The 23,499-nt window shown below is 72.6% G+C and carries 18 protein-coding genes; 5 read left to right on the forward strand and 13 right to left on the reverse strand.

Features of this window, described 5'->3' with window-relative positions; all coding sequences use genetic code 11:
* Window positions 1-11: 11 nt before the first annotated feature.
* Both OG435_RS01675 and OG435_RS01680 read left to right on the forward strand, forming a co-directional pair.
* The gene (locus OG435_RS01675; protein ID WP_266874892.1) at window positions 12-1,025 is read left to right on the forward strand and encodes an SPFH domain-containing protein; all 1,014 of its coding nucleotides are present in this window, start codon (window positions 12-14) and stop codon (window positions 1,023-1,025) included.
* Window positions 1,022-1,921, forward strand: coding sequence for a hypothetical protein (locus OG435_RS01680; protein ID WP_266874893.1), 900 nt, complete (start codon window positions 1,022-1,024; stop codon window positions 1,919-1,921). Before OG435_RS01675 ends, OG435_RS01680 begins: the two co-directional genes overlap by 4 nt.
* Before the next feature lie 148 nt (window positions 1,922-2,069).
* Here OG435_RS01680 and OG435_RS01685 read toward each other — a convergent pair whose 3' ends face one another.
* Both OG435_RS01685 and OG435_RS01690 read right to left on the reverse strand, forming a co-directional pair.
* Window positions 2,070-2,732, reverse strand: a complete 663-nt coding sequence (locus OG435_RS01685) for a response regulator (RefSeq protein ID WP_266874894.1) — start codon at window positions 2,730-2,732, stop codon at window positions 2,070-2,072.
* A complete protein-coding gene (locus tag OG435_RS01690) occupies window positions 2,707-3,879 on the reverse strand; it encodes a sensor histidine kinase (RefSeq protein ID WP_266874895.1) in 1,173 nt (390 codons plus the stop codon). Before OG435_RS01690 ends, OG435_RS01685 begins: the two co-directional genes overlap by 26 nt.
* Before the next feature lie 175 nt (window positions 3,880-4,054).
* Here OG435_RS01690 and OG435_RS01695 point away from each other — a divergent pair, with 175 nt between their 5' ends.
* Window positions 4,055-6,298 (forward strand): MMPL family transporter, encoded by a 2,244-nt coding sequence (locus OG435_RS01695; RefSeq protein WP_266874896.1) that lies wholly within the window; start codon window positions 4,055-4,057, stop codon window positions 6,296-6,298.
* A 471-nt stretch (window positions 6,299-6,769) separates the two neighbouring features.
* Here OG435_RS01695 and OG435_RS01700 read toward each other — a convergent pair whose 3' ends face one another.
* On the reverse strand, window positions 6,770-7,528 hold the full coding sequence (locus tag OG435_RS01700) for a dienelactone hydrolase family protein (RefSeq protein WP_266874897.1): 759 nt from the start codon (window positions 7,526-7,528) through the stop codon (window positions 6,770-6,772).
* A 214-nt stretch (window positions 7,529-7,742) separates the two neighbouring features.
* On the opposite strand from OG435_RS01700, the gene OG435_RS01705 reads away from it, so the two are divergent.
* Window positions 7,743-9,353, forward strand: a complete 1,611-nt coding sequence (locus OG435_RS01705; protein ID WP_266874898.1) for an alpha/beta hydrolase — start codon at window positions 7,743-7,745, stop codon at window positions 9,351-9,353.
* 23 nt (window positions 9,354-9,376) lie between these two features.
* On the opposite strand, the gene OG435_RS01710 is transcribed toward OG435_RS01705, so the two are convergent.
* The 10 genes from OG435_RS01710 to OG435_RS01755 all read right to left on the reverse strand — a co-directional run bounded on the left by OG435_RS01710 (window position 9,377) and on the right by OG435_RS01755 (window position 21,228).
* Window positions 9,377-10,039 (reverse strand): response regulator transcription factor, encoded by a 663-nt coding sequence (locus tag OG435_RS01710; protein ID WP_266874899.1) that lies wholly within the window; start codon window positions 10,037-10,039, stop codon window positions 9,377-9,379.
* A complete protein-coding gene (locus tag OG435_RS01715) occupies window positions 10,036-11,304 on the reverse strand; it encodes a sensor histidine kinase (RefSeq protein ID WP_430625739.1) in 1,269 nt (422 codons plus the stop codon). The genes OG435_RS01710 and OG435_RS01715 overlap by 4 nt, the downstream gene beginning before the upstream one ends.
* 19 nt (window positions 11,305-11,323) lie before the next feature.
* A complete protein-coding gene (locus OG435_RS01720) occupies window positions 11,324-13,393 on the reverse strand; it encodes an MMPL family transporter (protein ID WP_266874900.1) in 2,070 nt (689 codons plus the stop codon).
* A gap of 239 nt (window positions 13,394-13,632) precedes the next feature.
* On the reverse strand, window positions 13,633-15,450 hold the full coding sequence (locus OG435_RS01725; RefSeq protein ID WP_266874901.1) for an FUSC family protein: 1,818 nt from the start codon (window positions 15,448-15,450) through the stop codon (window positions 13,633-13,635).
* Complete coding sequence (gene trpS / locus OG435_RS01730) at window positions 15,450-16,532, reverse strand: tryptophan--tRNA ligase (protein ID WP_266874902.1); 1,083 nt, start codon at window positions 16,530-16,532, stop codon at window positions 15,450-15,452. The genes OG435_RS01725 and trpS overlap by 1 nt, the downstream gene beginning before the upstream one ends.
* A gap of 255 nt (window positions 16,533-16,787) precedes the next feature.
* Window positions 16,788-18,035 (reverse strand): MFS transporter, encoded by a 1,248-nt coding sequence (locus tag OG435_RS01735; RefSeq protein ID WP_266874903.1) that lies wholly within the window; start codon window positions 18,033-18,035, stop codon window positions 16,788-16,790.
* Between the two features lie 302 nt (window positions 18,036-18,337).
* A complete protein-coding gene (trpM, locus tag OG435_RS01740) occupies window positions 18,338-18,502 on the reverse strand; it encodes a tryptophan biosynthesis modulator TrpM (protein ID WP_266874904.1) in 165 nt (54 codons plus the stop codon).
* A 103-nt stretch (window positions 18,503-18,605) separates the two neighbouring features.
* A complete protein-coding gene (locus OG435_RS01745) occupies window positions 18,606-19,016 on the reverse strand; it encodes a GNAT family N-acetyltransferase (protein WP_266874905.1) in 411 nt (136 codons plus the stop codon).
* Entirely contained in the window at window positions 19,003-20,310 is a 1,308-nt protein-coding gene (gene purB / locus OG435_RS01750; protein WP_266874906.1) for an adenylosuccinate lyase, read from the reverse strand. The genes OG435_RS01745 and purB overlap by 14 nt, the downstream gene beginning before the upstream one ends.
* 240 nt (window positions 20,311-20,550) lie before the next feature.
* Window positions 20,551-21,228 (reverse strand): pyridoxamine 5'-phosphate oxidase family protein, encoded by a 678-nt coding sequence (locus tag OG435_RS01755; protein WP_266874907.1) that lies wholly within the window; start codon window positions 21,226-21,228, stop codon window positions 20,551-20,553.
* A gap of 785 nt (window positions 21,229-22,013) precedes the next feature.
* Here OG435_RS01755 and OG435_RS01760 point away from each other — a divergent pair.
* The gene (locus OG435_RS01760; RefSeq protein ID WP_266874908.1) at window positions 22,014-23,498 is read left to right on the forward strand and encodes an aldehyde dehydrogenase family protein; all 1,485 of its coding nucleotides are present in this window, start codon (window positions 22,014-22,016) and stop codon (window positions 23,496-23,498) included.
* Window position 23,499 lies beyond the last annotated feature (1 nt).

The following is a 23,499-nucleotide window of genomic DNA, read 5'->3' on the forward strand; positions in this document are numbered from 1 at the left end:
GGGGGTTCTCCATGGCCGACATCACCCGGCGCTTCGGCTGGCGTCATCTGCGCTCCGCGCCCACCACTCACATCCGCCACCACAAGCGCGGCCGACTCGTCCACGACGGGCTGGGACTCAGTTTCTGGTACCGGTCGCTCTCGGCGGCGCTGTCCGAAGTCCCGGTCGACGACCGGGAGCTGGCCATGGCGTTCCACGCCCGTACGTCCGACTTCCAGGACGTCGCCGTGCAGGCCACCGTCACCTACCGGATCAGCGACCCGGCCGAAGCCGCGGCCCGACTCGACTTCTCCGTCGACCCGGACACCGGGAGCTGGCGCGGAGCCCCCTTGGAACAGATCGCCACGCTCCTCACCGAAACCGCGCAGCAGCACACGCTGGACGTACTGGCCCGGACTCCGCTGGCCGTCGCCCTGGTGGACGGCGTCGCCTCCGTACGGGCGAGCGTCACCGACGGTCTCGCCGCCGAGCCCAGACTCCCGGCCACCGGCATCGACGTAGTGGCCGTACGGGTCGTGGCGATCCGCCCCGAGGCCGAGGTGGAGCGCGCACTGCGCACCCCGGCCCGCGAGCAGATCCAGCAGGAGGCCGACCGGGCCACCTACGAAAGGCGGGCTGTCGCCGTCGAGCGCGAGCGGGCCATCGCCGAGAACGAGTTGGCCAGTCAGATCGAACTGGCCCGGCGCGAAGAACAGTTGATCGACCAGCGCGGCACCAATGCCCGCCGCGAGGCCGAGGAGAAGGCGGCGTCGGACGGCATCCGGACCGAGACCGAGGCGTCCCGCAAGGTCTGCCTGGCCCGTGCGGACGCCGAGGCGGCGCGCGAGACGGGCGCGGCGCACGCCGAGGTTCAGGCAGCCTGGCTGCGCGTGCACGACGAGGCCGGTCCGGGCACGCTGCACGCCCTGGCGGCGACCCGCCTGGCGGAGAACCTGCCGCGGATCGAGAGCATCACGCTCTCGCCCGACGTCCTCACCGGGCTCCTCGCCAAGCTCGGCCGGCCGGAAGGCGGCGCGGGCGCGTGAGCCTGGCCCCGAGGGCGGTGCTCGTGCACCGCAGAACCGAGTACGAGGAACTGCTCGCCCGGCACGGAACGCACGGGCAGGCCGCCTTCTTCCTTTCCAGCCGGGGCCGGTCGATCGACGAGGTGGTCCGCCGCCACGAACGCACGCGGCAGGCCCTGCGGGAGGTCGCGGCGGCGGTGCCTCTCACCTGGCGCAGCTCCCGGGTGGAGCGGGCGGACCTGGACCGCTTCCTGTTCGCCCCGGAGGACGTGGTGGTCGTGGTCGGCCAGGACGGCCTGGTCGCCAATACCGCCAAGTACCTGCGCGGACAGCCGGTGGTGGGCATCGACACCGACCCGGGGCGAAACCCGGGAGTCCTGGTCCGTCACCGCTGCGCCGACACGGCCGCGCTGCTGCGGGCGGCGATCGCCGGCGGAGGCCGGGCAGAGGAGCTGACCATGGTCGAGGCCGTCGCCGACGACACCCAGCGCCTTCTCGCCCTGAACGAGATCTACCTCGGCTCACACGGTCACCAGACGGCCCGCTACCGCCTGGGCTCCGAAGGTGACGACGGTCCGGGTGAGGCCCAGGCGTCCTCCGGCGTGCTGGTGGGTACGGGCACGGGCGCCACCGGCTGGCTGCGTTCCCTGTGGCTGGAGCGCGGCAGCTCGGCCGGGCTGCCCGCACCCTGCGAGCGGCGGCTCCTGTGGTTCGTGCGGGAGGCCTGGCCCTCTCCCGCAACCGGTACGACGAGGGTCGCCGGCGAGCTGGGGCGGGGTCAGGGATTGCGGCTGACCGTGGAGTCGGACCGGATCGTGGTGTTCGGCGACGGCATGGAGAGCGATGCGCTGGAGCTGACCTGGGGCCAGAGCGTACGGCTGGGCATCGCTGGAACATCGCTGCACCTGGTGACGTGAGCGCCCTGCCCTACGACCGACTGTGGCCACCGCCCGCTCGGCTTCGCACTCCGAAGAAGATCCGGACGCAGGCACACAGAACAGCAGCCACTTCGGAGCCGGCCTCGTAAGTCGTCAGGCTCTCATGGGACATCGCCCGGCAGCCGGCTCAGGTTCCGGGGAGGATGCGGCGCGTTTCGTAGGCCCACATCGCGATCTCGACCCGGTTTCGGGCCCCGAGTTTGGCCATCAGGCTGGCCAGATGGGTCTTCACCGTGCTGAGGCTGATGTGCAGCGCATCGGCGATCTCGGTGTTGGTCAGCCCGCGCGCGACGGTCAGGAGCACCTGCTCCTCGCGGGCGGTGACGGGAGAGAGCGGCTGGGCCAGGGGCCGGCCGGCGGGCAGGTCGGCGAAGGTCTGGAGCAGACGGACGGTGACGCTGGGGGCAATGAGCGCCTCACCGTCGGACGCCGACCGTACGGCCTGCGCCAGAAGGTCCGGTCCCGTGTCTTTGAGGAGGAATCCGCGGGCGCCCGCACGCAGCGCGCCGTAGACGTACTCGTCGAGGTCGAAGGTGGTGATGACCACCACGGCCAGCGGGTCGGCGACGCCCGGGCCGGCGACCAGCCGGGTGGCCTCGAGCCCGTCGATCACGGGCATGCGGATGTCGAACAGGCAGACGTCGGGGCGCAGTTCGCGGGCCAGGCGTACCGATTCCTGTCCGTCGGCGGCCTCGCCGATGACCTCGATGCCGGGCTGGGCGTTCAGCATGATCCGCAGCCCGGTGCGGATGATGGTCTGGTCGTCAGCGACGAGGACGCGTATGGGCACCGCTCTCGGTCCTCCCTCTCGGCAGTTCGGCTTCGACATGCCAGCCCTGGTCGGCGCCGGGACCGGCTCGTAGTTCGCCGCCGAGCAGGGTAGCGCGCTCGCGCAGTCCGGCAAGTCCGTATCCGGCACGGCCTCGGCCGGTGCATTGGCCGTTGTCGCGCACGCTCACCCGTACCGTGTGCCGTTCCGCGGCGACCCGGACGACGACCTCGGTCGCCTCGACCGCGTGGCGCATCGCGTTGGTCACCGACTCCTGCACGATCCGGTAGACGGCCGCGTCCACGGCCGGGGGCAGCGCGTCCAGTTCACCGTCGAGCCCCAGGACCACCCTGAGACGGCCGCCCGGGGCCCGCACCAGGCGCTCCAGATCCGCGACGCCGCCAGGCGGCGCCAGCTCGGCGCCGGCGCCGCGGTCCCGCAGGGTGGCGACCATGGCGCGCATCTCCTCCAGCGTGCGCGCCCCTTCCTCCTCGACCCCCTCCAGCGCCGCGACCGCGGCGGACGGGTCCGTGCCCGCGAGCACCCGGCCCGCCTGGGCCATGATCACCATGGCCGACACGTGGTGGGCCACCGTGTCGTGCAGTTCCCGGGCAAGCTGCTCGCGCTCGCGGGAGCGCACCTGGTCCAACTGCCTTTCGCGAGCGGTCACCCGGAACCGCACGGCGGCCCCGACCACGCCGTTGAGCAGCAAAAAGGCCAGGCCCGCGACCTTTTCGACGACCCGGGTGTCGTCCGTGACGGTCACCAGGGTGCAGGCCGCGAGGATCACCGCGCCGCCGAGCACGATCTCCCGTCCCGATCCCCACCGCGGCAGCGCGTACACGAGCACGAGCACGACCACGCCGGTGTCCAGGCCGACCGGCTCGCGCGGTGCGGCGACGAACGAGGCCACCTGAAGCAGGATCACCGAGCCGAACGCCAGCCTGACCATCGCCAGGGGGCGGGTCCGGCGCCACAAGAGCAGCAGGCACAGCCATACGGCGAACACCACCGCCACCGGCCGCCACACCACGTTCTCGCGCAGGGTGGCCTCCAGCACCACACCGCCCAGGCCCACGGCGAGCAACGCCCAGTCCCGCCACACCCGGGCGGGCGCGTCGGGCGGCCGGGGTTCGGTCCACAGGGTTCGCAGGTCGTCTCGTAGCACGGTCCTCAGCCTAGGTACCGCGGCGTGCCGCGCATCGGCCGAAAGGACGGGGCGTCACTCCGCCCCTGGGCCGATGGATCCGCGGCCCGCGGGCCGATGCCGCGGAGGGCCGTGCCGACGAGCCTTTGCATCGGCGGCCTTACACGGACGGCCGCCGAGGTGGTTGGAGGACCCGATGCTCTCGAAAACCCTGTTGCGCCTGGGCACAAGCGCCGCCCGCCGTCCCTGGCGGGTGATCGCGGCATGGCTGATCGCCGCCACGCTCGCCGTCCTCGCCGCGATCGCCTTCGGCGGGCGGACCGCGGACTCGATGACCGCTCCGGGGCTGGACTCCCAACGGGCCGCGGAACTGATCGAGCGGGCCGGCACCGGCCAGGAGGGGATGACCGCCCAAGTGGTCGTCACCCCCCTCGACGGCGGTGCGACGTTCTTCGACCACGGCGGCGCGCGCACCGCTCTCACGCGGCTGCAGTCCGAGGTCGAGCGGCTGCCGCACGTGCTCGGTACGAGCGACCCGGCGGGGGCACTCGACGCACGCGGGGACACCGCCGTGCGCGGCGGACTCGTCTCGGCCGACGGGCGGATCGCGGTCGTCCGCGTGCAGTATCCCGACCAGAGCCGGCTGTCGGCCAAGGACCTCGACGCCCTCGTCGCTCTCGGCGACCGGTTGCGCGCCGAGCTGCCCCTGCGCATCGAGATGGGCGGCAACCTCTTCTACGCCTTCTCCGACCCCGACGGCGGCGCGAGCGAGCTGATCGGCCTCCTCGCCGCGGCCGCGATCCTGTTCCTGGCGTTCGGTTCGCTCGTCGCCGCCGCGCTGCCGATCGGCATGGCGGTCTTCGGTCTGACCATCGGGGTCGCCACGATGACGGTACTGGCGGGGGTGACGGACGTCCCGACCTTCGCCCCCGTCCTGGGCAGCATGGTCGGGCTCGGAGTGGGCATCGACTACGCGCTGTTCGTGCTCGCCAGGCACCGGGAGTACCTCGCGCGCGGGCTCGATCCCCACGAGGCGGCGGGGCGAGCGGTGGCCACGGCGGGGAGGCCCGTGGTCTTCGCCGGCGGAGTCGTCGTCGTATCGATCCTCGGTCTGGCGGTCGCGAACGTGCCGTTCATGACGGTGGGCGGGCTCGCCGTCTCGATCGTCGTTCTGACCATGGTGGTCGCGTCGGTGACGCTTCTGCCGGCCTTCCTCGGCGCCGCCGGCCCACGCCTGGCCCGGGCCGGCCGGATCGGCCGGGCTCTGCGGACCTGGAAGCCGGGCCGACGCGCACGGCGGCGGGCCCCGGTGGCGGGCGCCGCTCCCGCCACCGGTTGGCGGCGCTGGATCGGCCACGTCAGGCGGCACCCGGTGCTGTACGCGATCGGTGCGGCGGGGCTGCTGCTGACCGCGACGCTGCCCGTGCTCGGCCTGCGCGTCGGCCTGCCCGACGACGGCTCACAACCCCACAGCCGCACTGAGCGTCGCGCCTACGACCTCGTCGCCAAGGGGTTCGGCCCGGGCACCAACGGTCCCCTCGTCATCGCCGCGGACCCCGCCGGTGATCCGGGAGTGCTGGGCCGGCTCGTCGGGGCGGTCGCGGCGGATCCGGGCATCGCCTCCGTCGCGCCGACGCACATCGATCGGGCCACTGGCATCGCGACCCTCGTGGTGTTCCCGACCACCAGCCCTCAGGACAAGGCCACGGCCGACACCATCGCCCGGCTGCGCACCGGCGTGTTGCCCACGGCCATCGGGCAGGGCCCGGCCAGGGCCCACGTCGGCGGCGCCACCGCGAGCCTGTCCGATGTGGGCCGACGCACCAGCCAACGCCTGCCGGTGCTCGTCGCCGCCGTGCTGGCGATGTCGTTCCTGCTGCTGATGCTGGTCTTCCGCTCGGTCGTCGTACCGCTCAAGGCGGTACTGCTGAACCTGCTGAGCATCGGCGCGGGCTACGGGGTCATGGTCGCGGTCTTCCAGTGGGGCTGGGGCGGTGCGCTCATCGGGCTGGAAGCGACGGTTCCGATCGTGTCGTTCATCCCGATGTTCCTCTTCGCCATCCTGTTCGGCCTGTCGATGGACTACGAGGTGTTCCTCCTCTCCCGCGTACGCGAGGAGTACCTGCGCACCGGCGACAACGCCACGGCGATCGTCGAGGGCATCTCGGGCACCGCCCGGATCATCACCTCGGCCGCCCTCATCATGGTGGCGGTCTTCCTGTCCTTCGCCGTCGCCGAGGACCCTTCCACCAAGATGTTCGGGCTCGGCCTGGCCACCGCGATCTTCATCGACGCCACTGTCGTACGCATGGTGCTGGTTCCGGCGACCATGACACTCCTCGGCCGGACCAACTGGTGGCTGCCGAGGTGGCTGGACCGGATGCTTCCCCGCGGCCCGGTCGGCACCGACGCGGAGGCGGACGCGGCATCCACTGGGTGAGACCCCTCATCCACGGCTGGTTGCCGAGGCAAGGCCCCCTCCACCTCCGGTGTTCAGCGAGACGCGCTACGGCGAGCGCTGGACCACGGGACAGGTCACCACGCCCGTGGCCGAATGCGGGGCCGGCCCCGAGGGGGCGGCGTGGTGGCGCGGACACGGTCTCCGACCAGCGGTTTTCGGCTACCGAAATGGTTCCGCCAGCAGGTGGTGCGCGGGGGGCCGGACGGAGGATTTCGGTCCGCCGTCCAGCGGTCAGTGCTGACCTGGCGCCAACGGCCAGTGGTGCGACGGCAACACCCGGGTCACGGGCACCGTCCACGACACCGACGCGGACGGCCGGTGAACCTCTACGCCCCCTGGGGTCTGACCATCACCTCGGTGTCGATGAGGTACATCACCTGCTGAGCCGAGCACAGGCCGGCACGCGTGCCCTCCCACCGCCTGCGGGCGGTGGGAGGGCAGGCCCCCGGGTCATGTCCCCGGATCCTCCGTCGGGGGCAGGCACTCGGCGAGCAGGTCGAGGACGTCGCGCCAGGCTCGTCGCGCGTGCTGGGGGTGGTAGCCGACGCCGGGGACCGTGGGGTGGTCGACCGGCGGGTGGTGGAAGGCGTGCAAGGCGCCGCCGTAGACCGTGAGGCGCCAGTCGACGCCTGCGGCCTGCATCTCGGCGGTGAACGCGTCCCGTTGCGCGGGCGGCATGATCGGGTCTTCCGACCCGACGCCGGCCCACACCGGGCAGCTGATGCGCGCCGCCTCGCCCGGTCGGCCCGTGGTGGTCGCGTTGACCGTCCCGATCGCGCGCAGGTTGACGCCGTCGCGCCCGAGTTCCAGCCCGACGGCGCCCCCGGTGCCGTAGCCGATGGCGGCGACCCGGTCGGGGTCGGCCCGCGGCTCGGTGCGCAGCACGTCGAGCGCCGCATGGCCGATGTCCCGCATCCGGTCGGGATCGGAGAGCAGCGGTAGGCAACGGGCCAGCATCTCCTCGGGGTCGCCCAGATAGCGCCCGCCGTGAAGGTCGAAGGCGAACGCCACGTATCCCAGCTCGGCGAGAGCATCGGCCCGGCGGCGCTCGACGACGCTGAGCCCCATGCCCTCCGGTCCGAGCAGCACCGCGGGCCGGCGGTCCGTACCGGCCGGGAGCGCGAGATGCCCGATCATCGTCAAACCGTCGGCCGGGTACTCGACCGTGCGCGTCGTGATCGTCGTAGTCGTAGTCGTAGTCGTAGTCATGAGACTGGACGGTAGTGAGCGTCCAGCCCAGTCCTGCCGGTGTTCTGCCGGCGGCGGAACACCGCGTGTCCTCGGCGCAGCCCCGTCGGCCGTCTCCTCCCGAAGGAGGAGGCCGGACCGGGCCGCAGGTCCCGGACCAGGGGTGGACACGGGACCGGGGTCCTCGTGCCCTTGGGCGATGTGCCGTACGGGGGCTGGTTCCTAGCCTCGGGGCATGCGATCACACGAAGCGGACGATGCTCGACGAGACCCCGCGACCACTGTCAGCCCCGCCGCACGACGCGCCTTGACCGTGGGGCTCGCCCTCGCCGCCTGCCTCACGTCCTCCCCCGTCCTGGCCACGGCCGCCGGGACCCCCGCCCGCGACAGCTCCGGGGCCGGACTGGACCGGTACTACCGCCAGCAGCTCGGCTGGGGCAGTTGCGTCAAGGGTCCCGACGACACCACGGGCCGCGATCTGGACCGGGCAGGTGTGCAGTGCGCGGACGTGACCGTGCCCCTGGACTACGCCGACCCCCGGGGCCGCACGATCACCGTGGCGGTCTCCCGGCTCAAGGCCACCGACACCCGCCACCGCATCGGCGCGATCCTCCTCAACAACGGCGGTCCGGGCGGTCCCGCTCTCCAGTCCCCGCCGCAGGCCCGCGCGTCGATGAAGGAGGTCGGCGCGCGCTACGACGTCGTCGGATTCGACCCGCGCTTCATCGGGCGCAGCACCCCGCTGGACTGCGGTTTGCCCGTCGGCATGACCTGGCTGTCCGCCGGCGCCGGCCGGGCGGGCTTCGACCGCCAGGTCGCCCTGCAGAAGAGCCTGGCCGACAAGTGCCGGGCCACCGACGCCGCGGTGCTCCCCCACATCACCACCCGCAACACGGCCCGCGACATGGACGTCATCCGGGGCGCGCTCGGCGAGCGGAAGATCTCCTTCCTGGGCTACTCGTACGGCACCTACCTGGGCACGGTCTACACGCAGATGTTTCCCGGCCGCCACGACCGGATGGTGCTGGACGGGGCGATCAACCCGAGCGACTACCGCCCCCGGCTGCTGCAGGGCACCGAGCGCGAGAACGAGAAGGCGCTCTCCGACTGGGCCGCCTGGGCCGCGGAGCACCACGGCACCTACGGCCTCGGCCGCAGCCGCGCCGAGGTACTCGCCGCCGTCGACCGCATCGTCGCGGCGGCCGCGCGCGGTCCGCTGACCATCGGCGCAGGCGCCGATGCCTTCCGGATCGACGACAGCCAGGTGCCGCTCCTCCTCTTCTCGGGCATCGCGGACGACACCGACCCGGCGCGGGCGTCGTTCGGCGAGCTGGTTTCCGTACTGGCCGAAGCCGCTGAGGGCCGGCCGACGAGGGTGCCGCCGATGCTCGTACCGGAGCTCCGGTACGTGCTGCGCGGCGAGGGCGAGCCCACCGGCGCGCAGTCCGCGGTCATCTGCGGGGACGTGGCCGCCCCGCGCGATCCCGAGCTCTACTGGCGGGACATCGAGCGCAACCGCACCGCGCACCCGCTGTTCGGCGCTCTGACCAACAACATCAACCCGTGCGCCTTCTGGGACTCGCCGCGCGAAGAGCCCACCCGGGTGCGGCGCGATGCCGCCGCACTGATCGTCGCCGCCACCGGTGACCCGCGTACGACGTACAAGGGAAGCGTCGAGCTGCACAGGCAACTGCCGAGCTCCAGGATGGTCACCCTCGAGGGCGCCAACCGGCACGCCCTCTTCGGGCGCTACGGGAACGCGTGCGTGGACGACCAGGTCAACCGGTACCTGGCCACCGGCAAGTTGCCGTCGCGGGACCGGATCTGCGTCAAGCAGGCGGGGTAGCGGCCCGCGGTTCACGCGCCGATTCACACCCCCGGACTCACCAGCCCCGACTCGTAGGCCACGATGACCAGTTGCGCCCGGTCCCGTGCCCCCAGCTTGCCCATGATGCGGCTGACGTGGGTCTTGGCGGTCAGTGGGCTGAGGCCGAGGGCCTCGCCGATCTCGGTGTTGTTGAGGCCGCACGCGACGAGGGTGAGGACCTCGCGCTCGCGGTCGGAGAGGCATTCGGGGCCGGTCCCGGGCGGCGCCGTCCTGGGGCTGCGCAGGAAGCGGGCGATGAGCCGGGAGGTCGGTCCGGGCGAGAGAAGGGCCTCGCCGCCGGCCACCGTGCGGATCGCCTCCAGGAGTTCGGCCGGACGCGTGTCCTTGACCAGAAAGCCGGAGGCCCCGGCGCGCAGCGCCTCGACGATGTTCTCGTCCGTGTCGTAGGTGGTGAGCACGAGCACCTTCACCCCGGCCAGATCCTCGTCCGCGGCGATCAGCCGGGTGGCCTCGATGCCGTCGAGGTCGGGCATGCGGATGTCCATCACCACCAGGTCGGCGCGTTCCTTGCGGGCCAGTTCGACGGCCTCCCGGCCGGTGCCGGCCTGGCCGACGACCGTCATGTCCGGGGACGAATCAAGGAGCATCGCGAACGCGGCCCGTACGAGCGCCTGGTCGTCGGCGAGCAGAACGCGGATGGTCACGGGTTGCCTCCCAGCGGCAGTACGGCACTGACCTCGAAACCCTTGCCGGGAAGTGGCCCGGCGTCCAGCGTTCCGCCCACACTGCGCGCCCGCTCGCGCATGCCGACGAGCCCGAACCCGGGCGTGCCCGCACCCGTACCGGTCCCGTCGTCGGTGACGGTGACCCACAGGGCGCCTTCTCCGGCGCGCACGCCCACCCGGATGCCGAGGTCCTGACGGCCGCCGTGCCGTACGGCGTTGGTGAGGGCCTCCTGCACGATCCGGTAGGCGGCCGCGCCGACGGCGGCGGGCGGCGCCTCGTCGGTGGCGACCTTCAGGTCCACCTCGGCACCGGAGACCCGGGCGGCCGCCACGAGGCCTGCCAGCCCGTGCAGGTCGGGCAGGGGGTCGCGGGCGTCGCCGCTGCCGTGCTCGCGCAACACCTCCAGGGTGGTGCGCAGTTCGCCGCGGGCGGCGCGGCAGGTGTCGGCTATGTCGTCGAGGGACTTGGCGACGGCCTGGCGGTCCAGGCGCTCGGGGTCCGCGTTCAGGACGTGCGCGGCGATGGAGGTCTGCACACCGATCAGGGTGATGCTGTGCGCGAGCAGGTCGTGCAGGTCCCGGGCGATGCGCAGCCGTTCCTCGGCGACCCGGCGGCGTACTTCCTGCTCACGTGTGCGTTCGGCGCGTTCGGCGCGCTCGACGACCGCGGCGACGTACTGCCGGTAGACGCGCAGGGCGATGCCGATGAAGACCACGGCGAGCACCCAGCCGGAGATCCGCAGCGCCTCGGCGGCCTGTTTCCTGTTGACGAACATCATGACGCTGAGGGCCAGGGCCATGGCCGTGCTGGTGGTGAGCAGGGTGTACAGGGGCCGGCAGGTGACGGCGAGGCTGTACAACACGACGACCGAGACCGGGAGCGGGGCGGTGTGGTTGTGGTCGAGGGCGTGGTACGGCAGGAGCAGGACGGCCTCGGCGGCCAGCGCGGGCAGCGGGTGGCGCCGCCGGCACAGGACCGGCAGCTGTGCCGCGAGCAGCAGGAGCCAGCCCAGCGCGTCCGGTCGCCGGGCCGGGTCGGTGACGAGGGCGAGGACCACTGCTAGGGCCGTGACGGCGAGCGCGAGCAGGACGTCCTTGCGGATGGCGTGCGGGGCGGTGCGCGGGTCGCGGTTGATCACCGCCATGATCCGCTCGCCGAGTTGGGGTCTGCGTTCTGGTTCGGGCACGGGCTCATCCTCCGTCACATGGGCGCCCCTCCCGCAAGGAGGGGCGCCCATGGGCATCACACGGGTGGGGAAGGTGTCAGACGCGCTCCGGCTCCCGGAGCGGGGCTTCGGGCTCGGGTGCCTTCGACATGCGGCCGGGCCACCACACCTTCCGGCCGAGGGCGACGCTGGCGCTGGTGACGAGGTAGGTGCGGACGAGGAAGGTGTCCAGGAGCACACCGATCGCGATGACGAAGCCGAGCTGGACCAGCGAGACGAGGCCCATGTTCATCAGCACCGCGAAGGTCGCGGCGAGGACGAGGCCCGCAGAGGCGATGACGCCGCCGGTGGTGCGCAGGGCGGTGAGCGCGGCCTCGGCGGGTTCGGCGCCGCCCAGGGATTCCTCCCGCATGCGGTGCATCAGGAAGATGCCGTAGTCGACGCCTAGGGCCACCAGGAACACGAAGGACAGGAGGCCGAGGGCCGGGTCGGTGCCCTGGAAGCCGAACAGCGGCTCGAACACGAGCCCGCCGATGCCGAGGGAGGCCCCCCAGACCGCGACCACGGCGGCGACCAGCATCAGCGGGGCGGTCAGGGAGCGCAGCAGTGCGATCAGGATGAGCAGGACGGCGAGGAGGACGATCGGTACGACGACCTTCTGGTCGCGGGCGTTGGTCTTCTCCAGGTCGATCTGCTGGGCGCTGGGTCCGCCGACGAGCGAGCCGTCCAGCTTGTCGCGCAGGCTCTCGATCGTGCGGGTCTCGGCGTCCGTCTGGGGCAGTGCGGAGGCGGTCACGGACACCTCGGTCCAGCCCTCTCCCGTCCGGCCGATACGGGCGGAGGCGACGCCCTCGGTGGAGGTGGCCGCCTCGACGGTGGCTTCGGCGCGGCCGGCCGGAGTCATGACGGTGATGGGCTGGCTGGAGCTGTCCGGGTAGGCGTCGGCCAGGGGCAGCATGGCGGAGACGGACTCCGGCCGGTCGACGAAGGCGTCCTCCAGTTTGAGGTCGCCGGGCAGGTTCAGGGCGCCGAGGGAGAGCGCCCCCAGCGCGAGGGCGCCGGTGACGAGGACGGTTACCGGGCGGCGTCCGGCGGAGCTGCCCATCGCGGAGAACAGCGAGCGGCGCTCCTTGGGGGCGCTGCCGAAGGCCGGAATGAGCGGCCAGAACACGCGGCGGCCGAGCAGGACCAGGATGGCGGGCAGCAGGCTGAGCATGGCGATCAGCGCGCACAGCACGCCGACGGTGCCGAGGGGGCCCATGGCGCGGTTGGAGTTGAGGTCTGCCGCGAGCAGACACAGCAGGCCGACGGCGACGGTGCCGGAGGAGGCGATCACGGCGGGCCCGCAGCCGCGCAGGGCGGCCTTCATGGCCTCGTACGGACGCTCGATGCGGCGCAGTTCCTCACGGTAGCGGGAGACGATGAGCAGGGCGTAGTCGGTGCCGGCGCCGAAGGCCAGGATGGTCATGATGCTGGTGCCCGCGCCCGAGATGGAGGTCCCGAAGGCCTGGTTGAGGCCGTAGGCGACGCCCATGGCCAGGTAGTCGGAGATGCCGGCGGCGATCAGCGGGATCAGCCAGAGCACGGGGCTGCGGTAGATGAGGATCAGCAGGAGGGCGACGACGGCGACGGTGGTATACAGCAGGGGGCCGGCGAGGGAGTCGTACACCTTCTTGGAGTCGCGGGTGACCGCGCCGGGGCCTCCGACCTCGACGGTGAGGCCGTTGGCGGAGCGGGCGGTCTCGCGGATGTCGTCGACGAACGCGTTGCGCCGTTCGTCGTCGTCACCGGGTTCGTTGCTGCTGAGCGGGTACATGAGCGTCGTGCCGTCCTGGGAGGGCACGCCCTGCGGGGTGTCGGTCAGCTCGTGTTCGTCGGCGATCTGCCCGATCTGCCGCTCGGCGGTCGCGCGGTCGGCGGGGGTGAGAGCCCCGTCGCGCTGGTAGACGAGGACGAGTTGGGTGCTCTCGCCGCCGGGCAGCCGCTCCTGGAGCTTGGCCACCTGGGTGGAGTCGGCGTTCGCGGGCAGGTAGTCGGTGACGCCGTCGCGCGTGACGTCGGCGAGTTTCCCGGCGAACGGCGCGGCGACCGCGAGCACGGCGACCCACAGCGCGAGCACCAGCCATGGCAGTGCTCGTCGCCGTCCCTGTGTAAGTCCGGCCCCCATGTTCGGGCCTCCCTCCGGTCCGGATGTCCTGGTGTCGTTCCAAGACTCCTGGCAGGCGAAGGCCGGATCGTCGCGCCTGAGACCGAGTTCGCGGGTACTGCCGGGGGTGGCCCGGGCGGGCTGATTACTCCCCCGGGAGTAACGGCCGGTGCGGCACCGCGGCGCCGGCCCCAGTAGCCCGCGCGGCCGTCCATCCCCCCTGACGGCGCCGCGCGGCGGTGGTGTCCTTGGGCGGGTCTTCAGCCGCCTGTCCTGCCGGGCCGGTGCTCACGCAGGTGCGCGGCCCGTCGGCGCAGGTGGGCGCCTAGGTTGACCGCTCCGTCCTGGGACGGTCCGCCCGGAGTTTCGCTGTGGCCGGTGATCGATGTGGTGGTGAGGCCGGCCATGACCCGTTCGGCGTGGGCGAGGTCGATCCGCCAGGTTTCCAGTGCGTCGTGGTGGCGCGGATCGGTGCGCAGGCGCGTCAGCTCGGTGTGTACGGCGGCCAGGTCGCCGTGGATGCGACGGCGCAGGGTGTGCAGGGCCCCGGCGTCGCCGGAGGCGGTGAGGGCGTGGTCGGCGTACTCGGCAATGGCCTCGTAGGCGCGGGCCAGTCGGTCGGGGACTCTGGCCCGGATGTCTTCCGGCCAGATCAGGTAGCCGCAGACGAGGGCGATGCCGCAGCCGGCCAGGGTGTCGAGCAGGCGGGCTGCGGGTACCGCTGAGCCCGCCAGGCCCAAGGGGTCGGCGAGCAGCAGCATGACCGGGGTCAGGAAGAGGGTCTGCAGGGCGTAGTTGCGGAGGGCGTAGGCCTGGAGCAGGGCGGTCAGGACGACCACGGCGGCGATGCGCCACCAGCCGGTGGGCAGGACCGTGACGGCGGCGAGTCCGATCAGGACCCCGGCCGTGGTGCCGATGGCGCGGGTCACCAGCCGGTCGGGCACGGTGCCGAGGCCGGGCCGTACGACGAGGGCGACGGTGAGTACCAGCCAGCCGGAGCGCGGCAGGCCGCTGAAGGAGGCGACCGCCTGGGCGACCGTCAGGCACAGGGCGAGGCGCAGGGCGTAGCGGCGGGCCGCCGGGTCGCGCGATCGGCCGGCGACGGCTCGGGAGAGACGGCGCGGGGGCGTGGGACGCGCCGGGAGCAGGCGGGGCCGGCCGGCCGCGGGCTCTTCGCCGGGGGTGGCGAGTGCGGCGACGGCGGCGCGCAGTGCGCGGCCGGCCCGGTCCTGCGGGGCGGGTGGCAGGGCGATCGGCCCGGGGGTCCGGGTCTCGACGGCGTCGGCCACGCGGCGTACCGCGTCGGAGTACTCCGCGGCGGACTCGCGGGCCGGGGCGGTGCGGACGGCGGGGGCCGAGGCGATCACTTCGATCAGCCGGTCGAGGTGGGCGGCCAGTTGGGCGGCGGTGCTGCTCGGGCGGGGTGGGGAAAGCCTGCGGATGACGACGGTGTCGTAGGCGGCGTCCATGGCTCCGGTCACCCGGTGGCGGCGCTCGGTCCAGGTGTTCTCGTCGGCGTCGAGGAGGTCGGCAACGGCGCGCAGGGCCCCTGCGACGGCCTGTCGTTCGGCCCGTCCGGGGTGGCGCAGTGCATCGGTCAGGGACAGCAGCATCAGGGGGACGCCGCCGAGGAGGAACAGCAGGGGGACGTGCCACCAGGGTTGGGCGGTGGGCAGTCCGAGGCCCATGGTGGTGGCGAGCAGCAGGACCAGGGCGGCCATGTCGCTGATCCGGCCGATGGTCGACAGCAGCCCGGAGACCAGGGCGACGGCGGCGACCAGCAGGATCTGTGCCCAGGCCTGGCCGCCGGTGAGCCGGCCCAGGGCGAGTCCGATCGCGCCGCCGAATTGCGGGAGGAGCAGGGTGAGGGCGCGGGTGCGCCAGGGCGCGGCGGTGTCGTCGACGGCAGCGCCGTACGCGCCGAGGCCGGCCGCGGCTCCCAGGTCGGGCCGCCCGGCCAGCTGCCCGACGGCGAGCGGCACCAGCATGCCCACGGCGCCGCGGGCGACGAGGGCGCGGTCGACGGGGACGGCCCGGATCTCGGCGGCGTGCCGCAACCACGCGGGGAAGCCGGGCATCAGTACGCCATGCCCATGGTGGCCCGGACCTCGGTGAGGGTGGTCTCGGCGACCGCGGCCGCCCGCTCGTTGCCGGCGCGCAGGATCTCGCGTACGTAGCCGCTGTCGGCCGCGAGTTCCGCGCGGCGGGCCCGCATGGGTGCAAGGCGTTCGTTGACGGCCTCGGTCACGGCCTTCTTCAGCTGGGCCGCGCCGCCGTCGCCGATCTCCTGCGCCACAGCGACGGGATCGCGTTCCTGGCACAGGGCGGCGAGCAGGACGAGGCTGGAGACCTCGGGGCGGGTGGCCGGGTCGTAGGTGATGCGGCGGGTGGCGTCGGTCTTGGCGCCCTTGATCAGGCGGGCGGTCTCGTCGGCGGTCGCGGACAAGGTGATGGCGTTCCCGCGGGACTTGCTCATCTTGGTGCCGTCGGTGCCGAGGAGCAGCGGTGCGGCGGAGAGCAGGGCGTCGGGTTCGGGGAAGACCGCGGCGCCTTGGCCGTAGCGGTCGTTGAAGCGGCGGGCGATGGTGCGGGTGACTTCCAGGTGCGGGAGCTGGTCCTGGCCGACCGGGACCAGGTTCGCCTTGCAGAAGAGGATGTCGGCTGCCTGGTGCACGGGGTAGGTGAACATCAGCCCGCTGACCGAGGCCTGCCGGGAGTGGGCGATCTCGTCCTTGACGGTGGGGTTGCGGCGCAGTTCGGCGACCGAGACGAGGGAGAGGAAGGGCAGCAGGAGCTGGTTGAGGGCGGGCAGCGAGCTGTGGGTGAAGATCGTGGAGCGTTCGGGGTCGATGCCGGCGGCCAGGTAGTCGAGGACCAGGTCCTCGACGTGCTCGACGAGGTGCTCGGCGATGTCCCGGTCGGTGAGGACCTGGTAGTCGGCCACGATGACGAAGGTGTCCACGCCCAGGTTCTGGAGTCTGACCCGGCCCTGGAGGGTGCCGAAGTAGTGCCCCAGGTGCAGCCGTCCGGTCGGCCGGTCGCCGGTCAGCACCCGAAACCGCCCCGGATCGGCGGCGATCAGGCCCTCCAGCTCGGCGCTGCGCCGCCGTGCCACCGGAAGGTCGGGGGCCGGGGGCGCCGCCGTGTCGTGGGTGCTCATGGAGTTCTCCTGGTTCGTCGTCGTGGGGGCGGGCGTCCCTCGGAACCGGACGCCCGCGTCAGAGGCAGATCAGCTGACTCCGGGCACATGCCTAGAAGTCATAATCTGCACCGTTATCAAGTGAATGGTGTTGATCGGCGCGAGGCTACCGATCGGCCGCACGCAGCCGCGTGAACAGCCGGGGCGGGGCGCCGCACCGGGGGATTTCTCCCTCGGGATCCGACGTGCGGGCGGGACCGGTGCGGTGTCCGGGCCTCATCCGCCGGTCAGCGGAGACGGGCCCGCTGTCCGTCCGGTGGGGAAGGCGTGTGCGCGTGCGGCTATCACGACCGCCAGCGCCAAGGCCAGGAGGGCCAGGGTGGTCCACGGGAAGGACGCGGGGCAGAAGTTGCCCAGCAGGACGCCGCCGATCGCGCCGCCTCCGGCAAGGGACGAATTGCATACGGTGACGAACAGGGCTTGTCCTCGCCCTCCGCCGGCATCGGTGACCGCGGTCTGGAGCAGGGTGGCGACCCCTCCCCAGCCCAGACCCCACAGCACCATCGCCGCGTAGACCGCGAAGAGGCTCCCAGTCGAGGTGATCAGCACGACGGACGCGGCGATGAACAGCGCCATGGCGGTGACGGTCAGGACCCGCAGTCGGCGGTCGACCAGAGCGCCGGTGACCAAGACGGCGGCCATGGAGGCGAGTCCGAAGACCAGCAGCACGCTCTCGCGGGAGTCGCTCAGACCGCGGACGTCGAGGAAGGCGGCGATGGAGGTGTAGAGGATGGTGTGGGCCAGCACGTAGGCGGCGGTCACCAGCAGGACGGCCGCCACGCCCGGAAGGCGCAGGGCCTTCCAGACGGGTTGGCTGCTTCCGGGGCGCTGCCCCGGGGCGTCGGGGACTACCACGCCGGTCCACCCCAGCAGGAGGAGGGCGACCAGGGTCACCAGGGCGAACGTCGGCCGCCAGCCGATCAGGCCTCCGAGGAGGGTGCCCAGGGGGATGCCGAGGGAGAGTGCGAGCGGGATGCCCGCCAGGGTGATGGCGATCGCCCGGCCCTGGAGGTGGGGTGGCGCCAGGCGGCGTGCGTAGCCGACCAGTTCGGCCCAGACCGCGGCGGCCGCGATGCCGGCGAGGACTCTGAACGCCAAGGTGAGGGGGTAGTTGGAGGAGATCGCCGTGACCGTGTTGGCAACGGCGAAGACTCCCACCGACAGGAGCAGCCTCTTGCGCCGCCAGGCCGCCGTCGCCTTGGCCAGGGGGATGGCCGCGAGGCCGGTGGCGATGGCGTAGACCGTGACGGCCTGGCCCATCGCGGGTTCGCCGACCGACAGGTCGCGGGCCATTTCCGGCAGGACGCCCGCGGGCAGCGCCTCGGTCAGCAGCGTGATGAACGCGGCCATGGACAGTGCCAGCAGCGGCGCGAGGGGCAGCCTCCCTCCGCTTGCCTCCGGCGCGAGCGCTTCGGCGGCGTCGGTGGTCGTGGTGAGGGTTGGCTGTGTGGGGGAAGGCGGCATGGGTGTGATCCCGGAACCTTCGGATCAGTGCGATCGCCGAGCGGGCTGGTCGCGAGGGAGGGTCAGCTACGGATCGGGCGTCGTAGCGCACCGTTTTCCCTCACAGCGCTGTCTGCGGGCCGGCGCGGGCCGGGCCGCGGCCATCGGCCATTGGCAATCAGCTATCGGCCACGTACGGGATGACCGCGGAGCGTGCGGGACGGCCGCGGGGCAGGGGCAGCAGTGAGCGGGCCGGACGCGGACGCGTGTCCGGCTGGTGCTCGGGTGAGGGGTGGAAGGAGACGGCGGGAGGGAGGATTCCCTCAGGCGCCCTGCACGGTGCGCGTAGCGCACAGCCATCGCATGCCGTTGACCTGGCCGCGCTCGGAGCCGATCACGTACCGCACCCGGCGGCCGTGCACATGCCGCGCGGGCGCCCTGCAGCCACGAGGGCGGCAGCCGGGAGCGAGGCGGGCGTGTAGAGGCATGACCACAGCCTAAACCCGCCCCACGACACCCGCCAGCGGACCAAGGGCCCGCATCCGCGGACACAAGACCCGGCCGGACGGCCTCCCGGTGGTGGTGGTTCGGTCAGCCTGTGGGTGCGGCCATGGTCCAGGCCGAGTTGTGGCGCTCGAAGCCGATGTGCGGGTAGTAGTCGACGGCGGCGGGGGCCGAGAGCAGGATGAGCTTGGCCCGCGGTGCGGCCTCACGGGTGGCGCGGACGAGGTCGCGGCCGACGCCCTTGCCCTGCCAGGCGGCATCGACGGCGAGGTCGCTGAGGTAGGTGGAGTAGGCGCCGTCGGTGAGGGAGCGGGCGATGCCGATCAGCCGGCCGTCGCAGTCCCGGGCGGTGACGACCAGGTTGGCGCCGGCCAGCATGCTCGTGAAGCGTCCGGTGTCCTCGACCGGGCGGCGCTCGGCGAGGGTGGAGGCCCGGTAGAGGGCCGCGACCTCGGCGACGTCGAGGCCGGCTCCGATGACCTGTTCACATGTCCACATGCTGCTGGTGCTCCTTCTTGAGGTTGTCGAGTCGGGACTTCAAGTGGTCGCGGTTGCCCAGGAACCGACGGGGTTCGAACCACGCGTCGGGGGCGTGCATTCCGCGGGCCGCGAGCGCCTCCGCCAGGGTGGAACCCGTCGCGTGCGCATCCTCGGCGGCGGCCTGTACGAGGCGGTAGGCGCTCTCGCGGTCGGTGCCGTCGGCGGTGAGGCCGAGGAAGACCTCGGAGGAGTGGACGAGCCCTCGCGTGGCGCCGAGGTTGCGGGCCATTCGCTCGGGATGGACCGTGAGGCCGGCGAGGAGCTCGGCGGCGGAGACGAGCTGGTAGTGGGCGACGGCGAGGCTGTCGGGGAGGACGACGCGTTCGACGGAGGAGTGCGCGAGGTCGCGCTCGTGCCACAGCGCGATGTTCTCGTACGCCGCTCCGGCGTTCGCGCGCAGGACACGGGCCAGGCCGCACAGCCGTTCGCTGGTGGTCGGGTTCCGTTTGTGGGGCATGGCGCTGGAGCCCTGGTAGGCGCCGCTGCGGGGTTCCTCGACCTCGCCGACCTCGGTGCGCTGCAGGAGGCGCATCTCCAGGACGAACTGCTCCACCACCGCGCCGAGGATCGCGAGCGCGCCGAGCAGCTCGGCGTGGCGGTCGCGCGCGACGACCTGGGTGGGGACGGGCTCTACGCCCAGGCCCAGCTCGCCGCAGACGTACTGCTCCACCTGCGGGGAGATGTGGGAGTAGGTGCCGACGGCTCCGGAGAGGGTGCCCACGGCGACGGCCCGGCGGGCGGCGGTGAGCCGGCCCGTGCAGCGGTGCAGTGCGTGGGCGTGGACGGCGAGCTTGTGGCCGAAGGTGGTCGGCTCGGCGTGGACCCCGTGGGTGCGGGCCACGCAGACCGTGTCCCAGTGCTCCAGGGCCCGGTCGATCAGCAGCCCGGTCAGCTTGTGGGCCGCGTCCAGCACGAGGTCGACGGAGTGGGCCAGCAGCAGGCCCTGGGCGGTGTCGACGAGGTCGTAGCTGGTCATGCCGTGGTGGACCCAGCGCGCCGAGTCGGCCGGCATGGTCTCGGTCCAGGCGGCGAGGAAGGCGAGGATCTCGTGGTCCCGCTCGGCCTCCAGCTCCCGGATCCGCGCGACGGCCGGCAGCGGGGCCCGCCGGATGTCGGCCAGGGCCGCCCCGGGTACGACTCCGAGGGACGCCTGCGCGGTACTGGCCAGCACCTCGACGCGCGCCCAGGCCGCGTACTTCGTCTCCTCGCTCCACAGCGCCGCCATCTCGGGGCGCGTGTACCGCTCGATCACTACACACCTCTCCTCCGGACGCCTGCGGGCCATGTCCGTACGGACAGGGGACGTGGCGCCGAAGGCAGCATACGGTAATAGTCAGAGTGCCTATTGGTCTATTACAAAAAGCGGTCGCGGGCGGGTGCGGGGACCACGAGGACCATCACCCGTAGCCGAGGCCCGGACACGGCGCGGAGCGGCTACGGGGGCACGCGAAGGGCCTCCGCGGGAGTGCGTGCAGACGCTCGGTGCCCGAGGTCAGTCCTGACGGAAGCGGTGAATGGTGGGGTCGTAGGCGGGGGCCGAGAAGCGGGTCCCGGTGATGGCGTCGGGAACGGCGGCACCGGGCGTGGTGGTCAGGGGGATGGTCCCTGCCCAGGCCGCGACCTCGTCGTCCTTGGGCTCGTCGCGGGCGAAGCCCGCGCGGACCTTGATGGAGAACTCGCTGATGGGCATCGTCATGATGGCCGTGTACTCGGCCTCCTCGACAGAGGGACGCCGGGCCGCGTTGGCCCCGCTCAGCCGGCCCGGAACGACGTTCTCGACGACACGGGCGAGCGCCTCGGCGCGTTCAGCGGCGTCCTCGACAGGAGTGGCCGTCCCGAACACCATGACCGAGCGGTACGCGGCCGAGTGATGGGAGGCGGCCCGCCCCAGGATCAGACCGTCGATGATGGTCGCGGTCACACAGACCGGCGCTCCCGAGGACACGGTCTTCACGAACCGTCCGTGGGCCGAGCCGTGCAGGATCAACCGGTCCCCCTCCCGCGCGTGCAAGGAAGGGATGACGAAGGGGCCCTCCTCAGTGGCGAAGCCCACGTGGACATGGAGGGCTTCATCGAGGATCGCGTAGGCATCCGCACGGTCGTAGGTGACGCGCTCGGGGTATCGGTACGCCGTGGTGCGCTCGGTCTGAACAGCCGGACGATCGTTCACAGGGTGCCTCCGGGATGGACAAAGGGCCAGGACGGATTGCGGGGACAGGCTCGCCGCCCAGGACTCCCTCCCTTCGCCCCCACCACTCCTCGACCGGCCCGTGGCCGGCCGCCGAGATCGCTCGGAAGAGCGATCAAGGACACCCGGGTGCCCAGATCAAGCCGTCAGGGCCCGGCACATGGACACGGGCAGCCGCGACCGGCTGTCGGACAGGCCCACAGCGGCTCGGCGCACGGATCACGGACCTCGTGCGGGCCCGCTGGCAGCCGCTGATCCGTGCGCCGCGCCGGCGGGCCGCCGCCGGGGCAGGCTGTGTGGTCGTCCATACCCGTGCCCCGTTCGGGTTCGAAGCCGTCGGCGACAGCTCCGACGATCCGCCGTTGTGGTCCCCGTCACTCTCGAGGGGGCGCGATGTTGCGGGCACGGTGACCGGCCTCGAGGATGCCCTCGGCCGGCACCAAGACTCCCCCGGGACCTACGCCTCCTCGAATACGGCCCCGGTCTCCGCCCCGGCGGGCCACCTCGCCGACCCGGCCCACCGCGTCCTGACCAGGGCGCAGTCTGCGCGCCACCCGCGTTCCCCGGTCGCGGCCGTACGCGACCTCCCACCCTCCGAGGACATCCCCTATGTCCGGATTCATCCCGCACCTCCCCGGAGTGACGGGGCGTGACTCCCGTCACTTCCAGTGACGGATGGGACATAGCTTCCACGGACCGGGGCACCCGGGAACGAGCAACACCACTGCGGGTGAGCCGCGGTGCCGAAATCGGAGGTACACCGAGTCGTGTCCGAGCAGACGACCATCCACATCGCGGGGACCTGGCGTTCCGCGGTATCAGGAGCCACCCGAGAGCTCCTCGACCCGGCGGACGCCACGGTCTTCGCCCTCGTCGCCGAGGGCGGCATCGTGGACACCGACGCGGCCGTCGACGCCGCCCGCGCGGCCTTCGACGGCGGGGAGTGGCCCCGGACCCCCGTCCTGGAGCGAGCCGCACTGCTGCGCCGCACCGCCGACCTGCTCCACCGCGACCGCGAACGCATCGGCCTGCTGGAGAGCCGCGACGCGGGCAAGACCCTGGAAGAGGGCCGCGTGGACGTGGACTGCGTCGCCGACGCCTTCCGCTACTTCGCCGACCTCGTCGCCGGGGAGAGCGCGGGCCGCGTGATCGACGCCGGCACCCCCGACGTCCACAGCGTCGTCGTCCACGAGCCCGTCGGGGTCTGCGCCCTGATCACTCCGTGGAACTACCCCCTGCTCCAGGCCTCCTGGAAGATCGCTCCCGCCCTCGCCGCGGGCAACACCTTCGTGCTCAAGCCCAGCGAGATCACCCCGCTGTCCACGGTCGCCCTCATCGGCCTGCTGGCGGAGGCCGGTCTCCCGGCCGGCGTCGCGAACCTGGTCACCGGCCCCGGCGACTCCGTGGGCGCGCGCCTCGCCGCCCACCCCGACGTCGACCTCGTCTCCTTCACCGGCGGTCTCACCAGCGGTACGAAGGTGATGCGCGCGGCCGCGGACTCCGTCAAGAAGGTCGCACTCGAACTCGGCGGCAAGAACCCCAACGTCGTCTTCGCCGACGCCTGCGCCACCGAGGAAGGCTTCGACACCGCCGTCGACCAGGCCCTCAACGCCGCCTTCATGCACAGCGGCCAGGTCTGCTCCGCCGGCTCTCGGCTCATCGTCGAGGAGAGCGTCGCCGAGCGCTTCGTCGCCGAACTCGCCCGCCGGGCCGACCGGATCCGCCTCGGCCGTGGCACCGACCCGGGCGTGGAATGCGGGCCGTTGGTGTCCGCTGCCCAGCGCGAACGCACCGAGGAGTACGTGGCCTCCGCCCTCGCCGAGGGAGCCGTACTCCGCTCCGGCGGCGAACGCCCCGACGGGCCCGGCTACTTCTACCGGCCGACGGTCCTGGACCGCTGCCACCGCGGGATGCGCGTCGTACGGGAGGAGGTCTTCGGGCCGGTCCTGACCGTCGAGACCTTCCGTACCGAGGCCGAGGCCGTCGCGCTCGCCAACGACACCGAATACGGCCTCGCCGGCGCGGTGTGGACCTCCGACCCGGGCCGCGGCCGCCGCGTGGCCGGCCGGCTGCGCCACGGCACCGTCTGGATCAACGACTTCCACCCCTACCTCCCGCAGGCGGAGTGGGGCGGCTTCGGCAAGTCCGGCATCGGGCGCGAACTGGGCCCGTCGGGCCTGGCCGAGTACCGCGAGACCAAGCACGTGTACCAGAACCTCGCCCCGCGCCCCGTGCGCTGGTTCGCGGGCTGAA

The sequence above is a fragment of the Streptomyces sp. NBC_01264 genome (assembly GCF_026340675.1).
GTDB lineage: Bacteria > Actinomycetota > Actinomycetes > Streptomycetales > Streptomycetaceae > Streptomyces.

Excerpts from the sequence above, each read along its gene's own strand:
- OG435_RS01720 (WP_266874900.1), bottom strand. The coding sequence starts at position 13,393 with ATGGGGGCCGGACTTACACAGGGACGGCGACGAGCACTGCCATGGCTG.
- OG435_RS01700 (WP_266874897.1), bottom strand. The coding sequence starts at position 7,528 with ATGACTACGACTACGACTACGACTACGACGATCACGACGCGCACGGTC.
- OG435_RS01705 (WP_266874898.1), top strand. The coding sequence starts at position 7,743 with ATGCGATCACACGAAGCGGACGATGCTCGACGAGACCCCGCGACCACT.
- trpM (WP_266874904.1), bottom strand. The coding sequence starts at position 18,502 with ATGCCTCTACACGCCCGCCTCGCTCCCGGCTGCCGCCCTCGTGGCTGC.
- OG435_RS01695 (WP_266874896.1), top strand. The coding sequence starts at position 4,055 with ATGCTCTCGAAAACCCTGTTGCGCCTGGGCACAAGCGCCGCCCGCCGT.
- OG435_RS01715 (WP_430625739.1), bottom strand. The coding sequence starts at position 11,304 with ATGCCCATGGGCGCCCCTCCTTGCGGGAGGGGCGCCCATGTGACGGAG.
- OG435_RS01725 (WP_266874901.1), bottom strand. The coding sequence starts at position 15,450 with ATGCCCGGCTTCCCCGCGTGGTTGCGGCACGCCGCCGAGATCCGGGCC.
- OG435_RS01735 (WP_266874903.1), bottom strand. The coding sequence starts at position 18,035 with ATGCCGCCTTCCCCCACACAGCCAACCCTCACCACGACCACCGACGCC.
- trpS (WP_266874902.1), bottom strand. The coding sequence starts at position 16,532 with ATGAGCACCCACGACACGGCGGCGCCCCCGGCCCCCGACCTTCCGGTG.
- OG435_RS01675 (WP_266874892.1), top strand. The coding sequence starts at position 12 with ATGGCCGACATCACCCGGCGCTTCGGCTGGCGTCATCTGCGCTCCGCG.
- OG435_RS01745 (WP_266874905.1), bottom strand. The coding sequence starts at position 19,016 with ATGTGGACATGTGAACAGGTCATCGGAGCCGGCCTCGACGTCGCCGAG.